The following is a 13,659-nucleotide window of genomic DNA, read 5'->3' on the forward strand; positions in this document are numbered from 1 at the left end:
GCCCGGTTACATTCCGAACCCGGAAGCTAAGCCTTACAGCGCCGATGGTACTGCAGGGGGGACCCTGTGGGAGAGTAGGACGCCGCCGAACAATCATTCAAAAGGGTTGGACCCCGAACTTCGGTTCCGGGTCCAACCCTTTTTTGTTTGCCGTCACTTGACGTTCACGTGGCGCAACAAGCATCGTCGGCATGAGTACTGCTGCCATGCTCAGGGCCGCCGGCGTGGGCGTCGGTGACGAGGTCGTCGTGCCGGCCTTCGGGAACGCGGAAGTCGCGGAACACGTAATCCTGGCCGGTGCGTTGCCGGTGTTCGCCGACATAGACCCGGCGACGTACTGCCTCGACCCGTCCGCCGTGGAGGCGGCGATGACCCCACGGACCGCGGCCGTCGTCGCCGTGCACCGCTTCGGGCGGCCGGCGGACCTGACCCGGCTGCACGGGATCGGGCAGCGCCGCGGGCTGCTCGTCCTGGAGCACGGGGAGTCCGACGAGCCGTACGACGACATAGCGCGGCGCAGGGAGCGAGCGGCGTACCTCGACGGGAAGTTGAAGGGCGTACGCACCCCTGACGGGGGCGACGGGCACACCTATCAGCAGTACGTGGTGAGGGTGCCGGGCAACGGCCGGCCCGACCGGGACGCCTTCGCCCGGGCCGTGCGGGCGAAGGGAGTCGACTGCCGCGTGCCGGTGCCGACACCGGTGCACCGGATGCCCGGGTTCCGGCGCTGCGTGTCCCTGCCGGAGACGGAGCGGGCCGCCGACGAGACACTCGCGCTGCCGGTGGACGCCTCGCTGACGAAGCGGGACATGCAGCGGATCGTGTCCGCCTGCAATGCCCTGGGCGGGCTGCTCCAACCCGCGCACTGAAAGCCGTGTTGGGAGCACCCGTCTGTTCGGGGTATGATCTATTCCGTTGCCGCGAGGGAAACCTCGAAAAAGCGACAGGCCCCTATAGCTCAGTCGGTAGAGCGTCTCCATGGTAAGGAGAAGGTCAACGGTTCGATTCCGTTTGGGGGCTCCACAGAGAAAGGCCCCGCCCATTGGGCGGGGCCTTCTGCATGCCCTGCTGCGGAGGGTCAGTCCGCGTGCGGCTCCGGCACCCGCATCGCCAGGATCGCCATGTCGTCGGACGGCGCGTCCGACGCGAAGCGCTCCACCGCCCGCATGATGCGGGCCGCCACCGCGCCCGCCGTCAGACCCGTGCACGTGGTCAGGACGTCGGCGAGGCCGTCGTCCCCCAGCATCCGCGTGCCCTCGCGGCGTTCCGTGACGCCGTCCGTGACGCAGAGCAGGACATCGCCCGGATCCAGGGTGACCGTCTGCTCGTAGAGCTCCAGATCCTCCAGGACGCCGAGGAGGGGCTGGGGTTCGGCAGCCGGTTCCACCGTGCCGTCCTGGCGCAGACGCAGAGGGAGGGGATGGCCGGCGCAGACGACTTTCAGCTCGGCGCTGCCGTCCTCCTGCGGGCGCATCTCGCCGTAGAGGAGGGTGAGGAAGCGGCTGCGGGCGCCCTCGTCGAGGATCGCGGAGTTGAGACGCTCCAGGACCGCGGGCCCGCTGAGGCCCTCGCGGGCGAGCAGGCGCAGGGCGTGCCGGGCCAGGCCCGTGACGGCCGCCGCGTTCGGCCCCGTACCGCAGACGTCGCCGATGGCGAAGCCGTAGGCGCCGTCGCTGATGGGGAAGAGGTCGTAGAAGTCGCCGCCGACCTCGTTGCCCTCGCCGGCCGCGCGGTAGATGACCTCGACCTCGACACCGGCGATCAGGGGAAGCTCCGGCGGCAGCAGGCTGCGCTGGAGGGACTGGCTGATGGCTGTGCGCTCCGAGTACAGGCGGGCGTTGTCGAGGGCCAGGGCGGCTCGCCGCGACAGGTCCTCGGCGAGTTCCAGGATCTCCTGGCGGAAGTGTTCGTCGGTGGGCTTGCCGAGGGTCAGCATGCCGATGACGCGGTTGCGGGCGACCAGGGGCAGGACCACGGTCTCGCCGCCGACCGCGGAGGCCGTGGCCAGGGTCGGGCCGATGCCGGAGCTGACCTGCTGGGGTGCGCCGCCGCTCAGGCCGAGGCTGCGCATGGAGCTGCGCAGCGCCGCCTGGTGGGCGACCTCGGCGGGCGCCGACCAGACGCGGGCGCCCGGGGTGGGCACCGGGTCGGGCGGGTCGATCTTGGAGAGCAGGGACTTGATGCCGTCGATCAGTTCCTCGTCCTCGTGCAGGACGTACGACAGGTAGGGGTCGGAGGCCTGGTCGGCGATGGTGTAGACGGCGCACCAGGTGGCCAGGGTCGGGACCGTCATCTGCGCCATGAGGGCCAGGGTCTGGTCACGGTCCAGGGTGCCGGCGAGAAGGTCGGAGGCCTCGACGAGGAAGCTGAGGGAGCCGCGGCGCAGCCGCTCCAGCTCGCCCAGACGGGCCGACTCGACGGCGAGGGCGATGCGGTCGGCGGCGAACTGGAGACGCAGTGCCTCCTCGTTGGAGTAGCGGCCGGGGGATTCGGCCGCGACGCCGAGGGAGCCGGTGAGGCGGCCCTCGACCTTGAGGGGGACGGTGACGACCGAGCGCATGCCGGTGCCGTTCAGCAGGGGGACGGCTCCGGGGACCGCGGCGAGGTCGTCGTGGACGGCGGGCATGCGCGCGGAGCCGTAGCGGCCGGGGCCCGCCTCGACGGGGACGCGGGCGAAGCGCTGGCGGGCGGAGGGCAGGCCGGTGGAGGCGCGGACCTCCAGCTCCGTCTCGTCGTCGGTGGCGAGCAGCAGGAAGGCGGCGTCGGCGTCCAGCATGTCGCGGGCGCGTTCGACCGTGCGCTGGAGGAGGCCGTCGAGGTCGTCAGGGGCGGGGGAGCCGATGAACACCTCGAAGGGATCGGTGCTCGGGCCCTCGGCGGAGCTGCCGGAGTCGGAGGCGGGTACGCGCAGTGGCGTCTGCAGCACGGCGCGCTCGTGGTCCCGCACGAGGAGGCAGACGGTGGAGGGATCGCCGCCGGCGTCACGGACGCGGAGGTGGGAGGCGTAGACCGGGGTGACGCGGCCGTCGGCGGTCCTTATGCCGTAGCTGCCCTCCCACCGGGAGAGCTGGAGTGCCTCGACGATGCCGGTGCTGGTGCCGGGGGTGTGGGGCCAGGCGGCGAGGTCGGTGAGTGGTTTGCCGGTGACCTGGTCGGCGGGGTAGCCGAAGAGCTCCTCGGCGTCCTCGTTCCAGGCGGTGATGGCGCCGGTGCGGTCGATCTGGACGACGGCGACCCGGACGCGGCCGTCGGCGACCGGCAGCAGCTCGGCCGGGAGGGCCGGGCCCGCGGAACGCGTACCGACCGCGCGCGCGGGCAGGTCGAGCTGGAACCAGACGTTCTTGTGGGTGGGCGTGTACTCGACGCCCCAGCGGCCGGCGAGGGCCGCGCAGAGCTGGAGGCCGCGTCCGCCCTCGCGGTCGGGACTGCCCATGTTGACGGCCGAGCCCTGGATCGGGACCTCGCGCTCGGGGTAGTGGTCGGCCACCTCGATGCGCACGCCGTCGTCGCTGCGCAGGCACACCACGTCGGCGGCGGTACCGGCGTGGACCACGGCATTGGTCACCAGTTCGCTGGTGAGCACCACGGCGTCGTCGACGATGTCGGCATGGCCCCAGCCCTGGAGGGTGTCGCGGACGAAGGAACGTGCGCTCGCCACCGATCGTCCGACGGGCTCGAAACTGGCGGCCGCGCGCGCGGTGATCACAGAACTCCTCGACCCTCTCTCCACGTCCACGTGCACCTGTACGGCCTCGCGGCCGACCGGCTCGTGCCGCTGCTGCGGCAGGCCGTCCGTCGGCCCGTGATCCGGGGGCTGCTCCCCCGGGACCAGTCCGGTGGTCATGTGTCCGGCCGCCCCTCCGTGCCCGCTCGTCTCGTGCCACCGCCCAGGCCGGACAGAACCGGCATGGCTGGACAGCCGCATGCAAGGTTACTTACCTTCGCCGTCCCCGCGGATGCCGGTCTGCAGTGTTTCCGCCCAGAGGGTGTGCGGACGATGTGCGAAGCTGCCGAACTGTTATGGCCTGGTTCGGCCGGGGTGAAACACTGGGCAAGCTTCTTGTGTGCGTCCGGGCAGGCCGATTGCCGAGCGGTCTCCATGGGCAGCAGCCCTGGCAGCGGTCCGGCGAGCCGGGCCGGAGCACGCGGCGGCACAGGAAGCACGCGGCAGCAACCGGTCACCGTGGGGTGCACCGGGCACAGCAGTAAAGGTCGACCCCTGCGGGAGGGACACAGTGGAGTCTGGCGCAGCGACGCGGGCCACGAAGACGCGCGCGAAAGGCGGACAGTCCCTGAGTAAGCAGGGCAGGACACGAGGCGGGACGACGACGGTCGACACGGCGGCGCTGAACCGGCTGCTCGCCGCCCTCGTCTCGATGCGGGAGGGCAACTTCCGCAAGCGGCTCACGGTGTCCGGGGACGGCGTGATGTCGGAGATCGCGGCCGTCTTCAACGAGGTGGCCGACCGCAACCTGCACCTCACGGGCGAGCTGGCGCGCGTGCGGCGGATGGTCGGACGTGAAGGAAAGCTCACGGAGCGGCTGGAGACGGGGGCCTGCGAGGGGTCCTGGGCCGCGGCCATCGACAACTCCAACGCACTCGTGGACGACCTCGTGCGGCCCGTCTCCGAGGTCAGCCGGGTGCTGTCGGCGGTGGCGGACGGCGACCTGTCGCCCCGCATGGAGCTGCGGACGCAGACGGCGGAGGGCACCGGGCATCCGCTGCGCGGGGAGTTCCTGAAGGTCGGGCGGACCGTGAACAACCTGGTCGACCAGTTGTCGACGTTCACGGACGAGGTCACGCGGGTGGCCAGCGAGGTCGGTACCGAGGGCAAGCTGGGCGGGCAGGCCCAGGTGCGCGGTATGTCCGGTTCGTGGAAGGACCTCACGGACTCCGTCAACACGATGGCGTACCGGCTGACCGCGCAGGTGCGGGACATCGCGCTGGTGACGACGGCCGTGGCCAAGGGTGATCTGTCGCGCAAGGTCACGGTGCACGTGGCCGGCGAGATGCTGGAGCTGAAGAACACCGTCAACACGATGGTGGACCAGCTCTCCGCGTTCTCCTCCGAGGTGACGCGCGTCGCCCGTGAGGTGGGTACCGAGGGTGCGCTCGGTGGTCAGGCGCAGGTGCCCGGGGTGGCGGGCGTGTGGAAGGAGCTCACCGACTCCGTCAACACCATGGCCGGGAATCTGACGGCCCAGGTGCGCGGGATCTCCGAGGTGACGACCGCGGTCGCCAACGGTGACCTGTCGCTGAAGGTGACCGTGCCGGCTCGCGGCGAGGTCGCGCAGCTCGCCGAGACGATCAACCAGATGACCGAGACGCTGCGGATCTTCGCGGACGAGGTCACGCGGGTGGCCAACGAGGTCGGTGGCGAGGGGCAGCTCGGCGGTCAGGCGAACGTGCCGGGTGCGGCGGGCATCTGGAAGGACCTGACCGACTCCGTCAACACCGTGTTCCGGAACCTGACCACTCAGGTGCGGGACATCGCCACGGTGACGACGGCCGTGGCCAGCGGTGACCTGTCGCAGAAGGTCACCGTCGACGTGGCCGGCGAGATGCTGGAGCTGAAGAACACGGTCAACACGATGGTGGACCAGCTGTCCGCCTTCGGTGCCGAGGTCACGCGGGTGGCCCGGGAGGTCGGTGTCGAGGGCGAGCTGGGCGGCCAGGCACAGGTGCCGGGGGCGGCCGGTACGTGGAAGGACCTCACGGACTCCGTCAACACCGCGTTCCGCAACCTCACTGGTCAGGTGCGGAACATCGCCCAGGTGACGACGGCGGTGGCCAACGGTGACCTGTCGCAGAAGGTCACCGTGGACGTCTCCGGTGAGATGCTGCAGCTGAAGAACACCGTGAACACCATGGTGGACCAGCTCTCCAGCTTCGCCGACCAGGTCACGCGGATGGCCCGGGACGTGGGCACGGAGGGCCGCCTCGGTGGTCAGGCGCGGGTCGACGGGGTGTCGGGGACCTGGAAGGAGCTGACGGACTCCGTCAACTCCATGGCGGGGAACCTGACCTCCCAGGTGCGCAACATCGCGCAGGTGACGACAGCCGTGGCGCGTGGTGACCTGTCCCAGAAGATCGACGTCGACGCGCGCGGGGAGATCCTGGAGCTGAAGAACACCATCAACACGATGGTGGACCAGCTCTCCTCCTTCGCCGAGCAGGTCACGCGGGTGGCGCGCGAGGTGGGTACGGAGGGTCGCCTCGGCGGTCAGGCGCAGGTGCCCGGGGTCGCCGGTGTGTGGCGCGACCTGACCGACTCGGTGAACGGCATGGCCGGCAACCTCACCGCGCAGGTCCGCAACATCGCGCAGGTCGCGACGGCGGTGGCCCGCGGTGACCTGTCCCAGAAGATCACCGTGGACGCGCGCGGGGAGATCCTGGAGCTCAAGAACACGCTGAACACGATGGTGGACCAGCTGTCGTCGTTCGCCCAGGAGGTCACGCGCGTCGCGCGCGAGGTGGGCACCGAGGGCATCCTCGGCGGCCAGGCCGAGGTGCAGGGGGTTTCCGGCACCTGGAAGGACCTCACGCAGTCCGTGAACGGCATGGCCAACAACCTGACCATGCAGGTGCGCAACATCGCCGAGGTCACCACCGCGGTCGCCAAGGGCGACCTGTCGAAGAAGATCACCGTCGACGCCAAGGGGGAGATCCTCGAGCTGGTCACCACCGTCAACACGATGGTCGACCAGCTCTCCTCCTTCGCCGAGCAGGTCACGCGGGTGGCCCGTGAGGTGGGCACGGAGGGCATTCTCGGTGGTCAGGCGAGCGTGCCCGGCGTCGTGGGCATCTGGAAGGACCTCAACGACAACGTCAACCTGATGGCCAAGAACCTCACGGTCCAGGTGCGGAACATCTCCCAGGTGGCCGCGGCCGTGGCCAACGGCGATCTGACGCGGACGGTGACGATCGAGGCGCGCGGGGAGGTGGCGCAGCTCGCCGACACCTTCAACACCATGGTGCGGACGCTGCGGTCCTTCGCCGACCAGGTGACCAAGGTGGCCCGCGAGGTGGGCACCGACGGCATCCTGGGCGGCCAGGCACAGGTGCCGGGCGTGTCGGGGACGTGGAAGGACCTCACCGAGTCGGTGAACCAGATGGCGTCCAACCTGACCGGTCAGGTCCGCAACATCGCCATGGTCACGACGGCCATCGCCAAGGGCGACCTGACCAAGAAGATCGACATCGACGCGCGCGGTGAGATCCTCGAGCTGAAGACCACGATCAACACGATGGTCGACCAGCTGTCCTCGTTCGCCGAGGAGGTGACCCGTGTGGCCCGCGAGGTGGGCACGGAGGGCCAGCTCGGCGGGCAGGCGCGGGTGCGGGACGTGGACGGCACCTGGCGGGACCTGACGGAGTCCGTGAACGAGATGGCCGGGAACCTGACCCGGCAGGTGCGTGCCATCGCGCGCGTGGCGACCGCGGTGACGCGGGGCGACCTGAACCTGAAGATCGACGTGGATGCCTCCGGGGAGATCTCCGAGCTCCAGGACTACATCAACAAGATGATCGCCAACCTGCGCGACACCACGATCGCCAACAAGGAGCAGGACTGGCTCAAGGGCAATCTCGCCCGTATCTCCGCGCTGATGCAGGGCCGCCGGGACCTCCAGGACGTGGCCTCGCTGATCATGAGCGAGCTGACGCCGGTGGTCTCCGCGCAGCACGGCGCGTTCTTCCTGGCGATGCCGCTGGTGGACGGCCAGGAGCTCGCCGCCGACCACGACGACCAGTACGAGCTGCGGATGCTCGGCTCGTACGGTTACTCGATGGGCTCCATGCCGACGTCCTTCCGGCCGGGGGAGGCGCTGGTCGGGACGGCCGCCCAGGAGAAGCGCACGATCCTCGTGGAGAACGCGCCGACCGGTTACCTGAAGATCTCCTCCGGGCTGGGGGAGGCCCCGCCCGCTCAGGTGATCGTGCTGCCGGTGCTGTTCGAGGGGAAGGTGCTCGGCGTCATCGAGCTGGCGTCCTTCACGCCCTTCACGCAGATCCAGAAGGACTTCCTCAACCAGATCGCCGAGATGATCGCGACGAGCGTCAACACCATCTCCGTCAACACCAAGACGGAGGTGCTGCTGAAGCAGTCGCAGGAGCTGACCGAGCAACTGCGTGAGCGTTCGGCGGAGTTGGAGCAGCGGCAGAAGGCGCTGCAGTCCTCCAATGCCGAACTGGAGGAGAAGGCGGAGCTGCTGGCGCAGCAGAACCGCGACATCGAGGTGAAGAACACCGAGATCGAGGAGGCCCGGCAGGTGCTGGAGGAGCGGGCCGAGCAGCTCGCGGTCTCCATGCGCTACAAGAGCGAGTTCCTGGCGAACATGTCCCACGAGCTGCGTACGCCGCTCAACTCGCTGCTGATCCTGGCGAAGTTGCTCGCCGACAACGCCGACGCGAACCTGTCTCCGAAGCAGGTCGAGTTCGCCGAGACCATTCACGGCGCCGGCTCCGACCTGCTCCAGCTCATCAACGACATCCTCGACCTGTCGAAGGTCGAAGCGGGCAAGATGGACGTCTCTCCGACGCGCATCGCGCTCGTGCAGCTCGTGGACTACGTGGAGGCCACGTTCCGTCCGTTGACCGCGGAGAAGGGCCTCGACCTGTCGGTGCGGGTGTCGCCGGAACTGCCCGCCACCCTGCACACCGACGAGCAGCGACTGCTGCAGGTGCTGCGCAACCTGCTGTCCAACGCGGTGAAGTTCACCGACTCGGGAGCGGTCGAGCTGGTCATCCGGCCGGCCCGGGACGACGTGCCGCAGGCCATCCGGGAGCAGCTGCTGGAGGCCGGTTCGATGACCGACCCGGACGGGCAGCTGATCGCGTTCTCGGTGAGCGACACCGGCATCGGGATCGCGGCGAGCAAGATGCGGGTGATCTTCGAGGCGTTCAAGCAGGCCGACGGCACCACCAGCCGCAAGTACGGCGGCACGGGCCTCGGGCTGTCCATCTCGCGGGAGATCGCGCAGCTGCTGGGCGGTGAGATCCACGCACAGAGCGAGCCGGGCCGTGGTTCGACGTTCACCCTGTACCTGCCGCTGCACCCGAGTGAACTGCCCGCGCACGGTTACCAGCAGCCGATGCCGTCCCTGGAGGCGGGCGAGCTGCTGGCCTCCGCGAGCGCCCCGGCCGAGGTGCCGGAGACGCAGGTCGAGACGCCGGCCGAGGTGAAGTCGTACCAGGACTCGCAGAACGGTGCGGCCGCGCTGTTCCGGCGTCGCCGCAGGGCCGTGCCGGAGGCCGACGAGCAGGCCGTCCCGCAGGAACAGCGGCCGGCCGGCGGGCAGGACACGGCGCCGCAGTCGCACCGGAGTGTCCGGTTCGGTGGCCGGAAGGTGCTGATCGTCGACGACGACATCCGCAACGTCTTCGCGCTCACCAGTGTCCTGGAGCAGCACGGACTGTCCGTGCTGTACGCCGAGAACGGCCGGGAGGGCATCGAGGTGCTGGAGCAGCACGAGGATGTCGCGGTCGTCCTGATGGACATCATGATGCCCGAGATGGACGGGTATGCGACGACCACAGCGATCCGTCGGATGCCCCAGTTCGCCGGGCTCCCGATCATCGCGCTGACCGCCAAGGCGATGAAGGGCGACCGGGAGAAGGCGATCGAGTCGGGCGCCTCCGACTACGTCACCAAGCCGGTCGACCCCGACCACCTGCTGACGGTGATGGAGCAGTGGATGCGGGAGGAGTGACCGGCACGCCCGGGCGGCAGCGTGCGAAATGTGGGGTGCGCGGGCGTGGCGGAGGCTGCGGCGTTCACGCGGAGTTGCTGACTCGGTGTGCTCGACGTCGTGTAAAAGTACGGGATCCGGGGAACCTTCTGGTCTCCCCCCACGTTTCTGCTACGTACACAGTGACATCGCGGTGACAGGGTGTGGCGACAGGCGGGGTGCGGCTACGATGACCGGCACAAGGACGGGCGACGCAAGGGAGTCGCCCTCTGGGGCGGCGCCCGCCGGTGCTGCCCCAAGTCCTGCGGACAGGGGAGGCCCCACGCCGGGGCGAGGAGGGCGGGCCATGGTGCAGAAGGCCAAGATCCTCCTGGTCGATGACCGGCCGGAGAATCTGCTGGCGCTGGAGGCGATCCTCTCGGCGCTCGATCAGACGCTGGTGCGGGCATCGTCCGGGGAGGAAGCGCTCAAAGCGCTGCTCACGGACGACTTCGCGGTCATTCTGCTGGACGTCCAGATGCCGGGCATGGACGGTTTCGAGACAGCCGCGCACATCAAGCGGCGGGAGCGGACCCGGGACATCCCGATCATCTTCCTCACCGCGATCAACCACGGGCCGCACCACACCTTCCGCGGGTACGCGGCCGGCGCGGTGGACTACATTTCCAAGCCGTTCGACCCGTGGGTGCTGCGCGCGAAGGTCTCCGTCTTCGTCGAGCTCTACATGAAGAACTGCCAGCTGCGCGAGCAGGCGGCACTGCTGCGGCTGCAGTTGGAGGGCGGCGGCAAGACCGCCGGTGTGGAGACCAAGGAGCCGGCGGGGCTGCTCGCCGAGCTGTCGGCGCGGCTGGCGGCCGTCGAGGAGCAGGCCGAAGCGCTGTCCAAGCAGCTGGGCGACGAGTCGACCGACGCGGCGGCGGTGGCGACCGCGGCCCATCTGGAGCGCAAGCTCACGGGCCTGCGCCGCGCCCTGGACGCCCTCGAACCGGGTTCCTCCGGAGGCCAGCCCGCGGTGAACTGAGTCTGTCGGCGGGGCGGGTGCGTGAAGACATGTCAGCATCCGTACCCGTCGCGTCAGTTCCCTGCCCGCGCGCGGACGACACGAACGGGTGAAGCGGTGGGGACACGTGTCGACCGCCGTCTCCCCCGGTAACCTCACACCTATGGCCTCACGTCCCTCCGCAGCCAAGAAGCAGCCCGCCAAGAAGGCGGCGGCTCCCGCGAAGGCTCCGGCGAGGAAGGCCGCCGCGAAAAAGGCACCGGCGAAGAAGGCGCCCGCCCGGAAGGCCGCGGCGAAGAAGCCCGTGCCCGCACCGGTCGCCAGTCCGACCAGCGGTGTCTACCGGCTCGTCCGCGCCCTCTGGCTGGGTATCGCACACGCCGTCGGCGCCGTCTTCCGCGGAATAGGCCAGGGCGCCAAGAACCTCGACCCCGCGCACCGCAAGGACGGCGTGGCCCTGCTGCTGCTCGGCATGGCGCTGATCGTCGCCGCCGGTACCTGGGCCGACCTCAAGGGCCCCGTCGGCGACCTCGTCGAGATCCTGGTGACCGGAGCCTTCGGCCGGCTCGACCTGCTCGCGCCCCTCCTGCTCGGCGCCGTCGGCGTGCGTCTGATCCGGCATCCGGAGCAGCCCGAGGCCAACGGCCGGATCGTGATCGGCCTGTCCGCACTGGTCATCGGCGTGCTGGGGCAGGTGCACATCGCCTGCGGCTCGCCGGCCCGCAGCGACGGCATGCAGGCCATAAGGGACGCCGGCGGCCTGATCGGCTGGGGCGCGGCGACCCCGCTGTCGTACACGATGACCGACGTGCTGGCCGTGCCGCTGCTCGTGCTGCTCACCGTCTTCGGGCTGCTGGTCGTCACGGCCACACCCGTCAACGCCATCCCGCAGCGGCTGCGGCTGCTCGGCGTGCGGCTGGGACTCGTCAGCGACCCGGAGCCGGACCGGTTCACCGACGACGACGAGCGGTACGACGAGCAGTGGCGCGAGTCGCTGCCCGCCCGCCCCCGCAGGCGCGGGGGACCGCCGGCCGAGGAGCCGTACGACCACGACGGCGCCGAACAGGAGGCGCTCACCCGGCGCCGCGGCCGGCCCCGCCGGTCCGCCGTGCCGCAGCCCGACGCGAACCGGTCGATGGACGCCGTGGACGTCGCCGCCGCGGCCGCCGCCGCGCTCGACGGTGCCGTCCTGCACGGGATGCCGCCGTCTCCGCTGGTCGCCGACCTCACCCAGGGCGTGAGCACGGGGGAGCGCGAGTCGACGACGCCGACGCCGGTCCCTGCTGCGCGGCCCCAGCCCGGGAAGCTCAAGAAGGACCCGTCCGGTCAGGGCCCGGCCAAGGTGGAGGTCCCCGACCTCACCAAGACGCCGCTGCCGCAGGAGCGGGAGCTGCCGCCCCGTGCCGAGCAGCTCCAGCTCTCCGGCGACATCACCTACTCCCTGCCGGCGCTCGACCTCCTCACGCGCGGCGGCCCCGGCAAGTCGCGCAGCGCCGCCAACGACGCCGTCGTGGCCTCGCTGACCACGGTCTTCACCGAGTTCAAGGTCGACGCGGCCGTCACCGGCTTCACCCGCGGCCCGACGGTCACCCGGTACGAGGTCGAGCTCGGGCCCGCCGTGAAGGTGGAGCGGATCACCGCGCTGACCAAGAACATCGCGTACGCCGTCGCCAGCCCCGACGTGCGGATCATCAGCCCGATCCCCGGCAAGTCCGCGGTCGGCATCGAGATCCCCAACACCGACCGGGAGATGGTCAACCTCGGCGACGTGCTGCGGCTCGCGGAGTCCGCCGAGGACGACGACCCGATGCTGGTCGCGTTCGGCAAGGACGTCGAGGGCGGCTACGTCATGCACTCGCTCGCGAAGATGCCGCACATGCTGGTCGCGGGCGCCACCGGCTCCGGCAAGTCGTCCTGCATCAACTGCCTGATCACCTCGATCATGATGCGGGCGACCCCGGAGGACGTCCGGATGATCCTGGTCGACCCCAAGCGCGTCGAGCTGACCGCGTACGAGGGCATCCCGCACCTGATCACGCCCATCATCACCAACCCGAAGCGGGCCGCCGAGGCGCTCCAGTGGGTGGTGCGCGAGATGGACCTGCGCTACGACGACCTCGCCGCGTACGGCTACCGGCACATCGACGACTTCAACCGCGCGGTGCGCGAGGGCAAGGTCAAGCCGCCCGAGGGCAGCGAGCGCGAGCTCCAGCCGTACCCGTACCTGCTGGTGATCGTGGACGAGCTGGCCGACCTGATGATGGTCGCCCCGCGCGACGTCGAGGACGCGATCGTGCGGATCACGCAGCTCGCCCGCGCGGCCGGCATTCACCTGGTGCTCGCCACCCAGCGTCCGTCCGTGGACGTCGTCACCGGTCTGATCAAGGCGAACGTGCCCTCCCGGCTGGCCTTCGCCACCTCCTCGCTGGCGGACTCGCGGGTCATCCTCGACCAGCCCGGCGCGGAGAAGCTGATCGGCAAGGGCGACGGACTCTTCCTGCCGATGGGCGCGAACAAGCCGACCCGCATGCAGGGCGCGTTCGTGACCGAGGAGGAGGTCGCGGCCGTCGTCCAGCACTGCAAGGACCAGATGGCGCCCGTCTTCCGGGACGACGTCACCGTCGGCACCAAGCAGAAGAAGGAGATCGACGAGGACATCGGCGACGACCTCGACCTGCTGTGCCAGGCGGCCGAGCTGGTCGTCTCCACCCAGTTCGGGTCGACCTCCATGCTCCAGCGCAAGCTGCGCGTCGGCTTCGCCAAGGCCGGACGCCTGATGGACCTGATGGAGTCGCGGAACATCGTCGGACCGAGCGAGGGTTCGAAGGCGCGTGACGTTCTCGTGAAGGCCGACGAGCTGGACGGCGTGCTCGCGGTGATCCGGGGGGAGTCCGAGGGGTAGGGAACGGTACGCGCGGATCACCTCGCGTGGCGGATCGGGACGGCCGGACGGCCGATCGTGACTCACCC

5 protein-coding genes, 1 tRNA gene and 1 rRNA gene are annotated in these 13,659 nt (G+C 70.1%); 6 read left to right on the top strand and 1 reads right to left on the bottom strand.

Annotated features, from left to right (window positions below; all coding sequences use genetic code 11):
* The 3 genes from rrf to ACGF3H_RS13695 all read left to right on the top strand — a co-directional run.
* Positions 1–91: ribosomal RNA gene (rrf, locus tag ACGF3H_RS13685) — 5S ribosomal RNA — on the top strand; the annotation flags it as partial.
* Between the two features lie 115 nt (positions 92–206).
* Positions 207–869: a DegT/DnrJ/EryC1/StrS family aminotransferase gene (locus tag ACGF3H_RS13690; RefSeq protein ID WP_362490917.1), complete on the top strand. Its 663-nt coding sequence runs from the start codon at positions 207–209 to the stop codon at positions 867–869.
* Between the two features lie 78 nt (positions 870–947).
* Positions 948–1,023: transfer RNA gene (locus tag ACGF3H_RS13695), tRNA-Thr, on the top strand.
* Between the two features lie 55 nt (positions 1,024–1,078).
* Here ACGF3H_RS13695 and ACGF3H_RS13700 read toward each other — a convergent pair.
* On the bottom strand, positions 1,079–3,844 hold the full coding sequence (locus ACGF3H_RS13700) for a SpoIIE family protein phosphatase (protein WP_362490525.1): 2,766 nt from the start codon (positions 3,842–3,844) through the stop codon (positions 1,079–1,081).
* Positions 3,845–4,235: 391 nt separating this feature from the next.
* On the opposite strand from ACGF3H_RS13700, the gene ACGF3H_RS13705 reads away from it, so the two are divergent.
* The 3 genes from ACGF3H_RS13705 to ACGF3H_RS13715 all read left to right on the top strand — a co-directional run bounded on the left by ACGF3H_RS13705 (position 4,236) and on the right by ACGF3H_RS13715 (position 13,591).
* On the top strand, positions 4,236–9,710 hold the full coding sequence (locus ACGF3H_RS13705; protein WP_362490528.1) for a HAMP domain-containing protein: 5,475 nt from the start codon (positions 4,236–4,238) through the stop codon (positions 9,708–9,710).
* A gap of 325 nt (positions 9,711–10,035) precedes the next feature.
* Positions 10,036–10,710: a response regulator gene (locus ACGF3H_RS13710; protein WP_362490530.1), complete on the top strand. Its 675-nt coding sequence runs from the start codon at positions 10,036–10,038 to the stop codon at positions 10,708–10,710.
* 142 nt (positions 10,711–10,852) lie between these two features.
* Positions 10,853–13,591, top strand: a complete 2,739-nt coding sequence (locus ACGF3H_RS13715) for a DNA translocase FtsK (RefSeq protein ID WP_362490533.1) — start codon at positions 10,853–10,855, stop codon at positions 13,589–13,591.
* The last annotated feature ends 68 nt before the right edge of the window (positions 13,592–13,659 follow it).

The organism is Streptomyces sp. NPDC048185 (assembly GCF_043202495.1).
In the GTDB taxonomy this organism is placed as follows: domain Bacteria; phylum Actinomycetota; class Actinomycetes; order Streptomycetales; family Streptomycetaceae; genus Streptomyces.

Coding starts and splice junctions, on each gene's coding strand:
- ACGF3H_RS13690 (WP_362490917.1), top strand. CDS start 207: ATGCTCAGGGCCGCCGGCGTGGGCGTCGGTGACGAGGTCGTCGTGCCG.
- ACGF3H_RS13700 (WP_362490525.1), bottom strand. CDS start 3,844: ATGACCACCGGACTGGTCCCGGGGGAGCAGCCCCCGGATCACGGGCCG.
- ACGF3H_RS13710 (WP_362490530.1), top strand. CDS start 10,036: ATGGTGCAGAAGGCCAAGATCCTCCTGGTCGATGACCGGCCGGAGAAT.
- ACGF3H_RS13715 (WP_362490533.1), top strand. CDS start 10,853: ATGGCCTCACGTCCCTCCGCAGCCAAGAAGCAGCCCGCCAAGAAGGCG.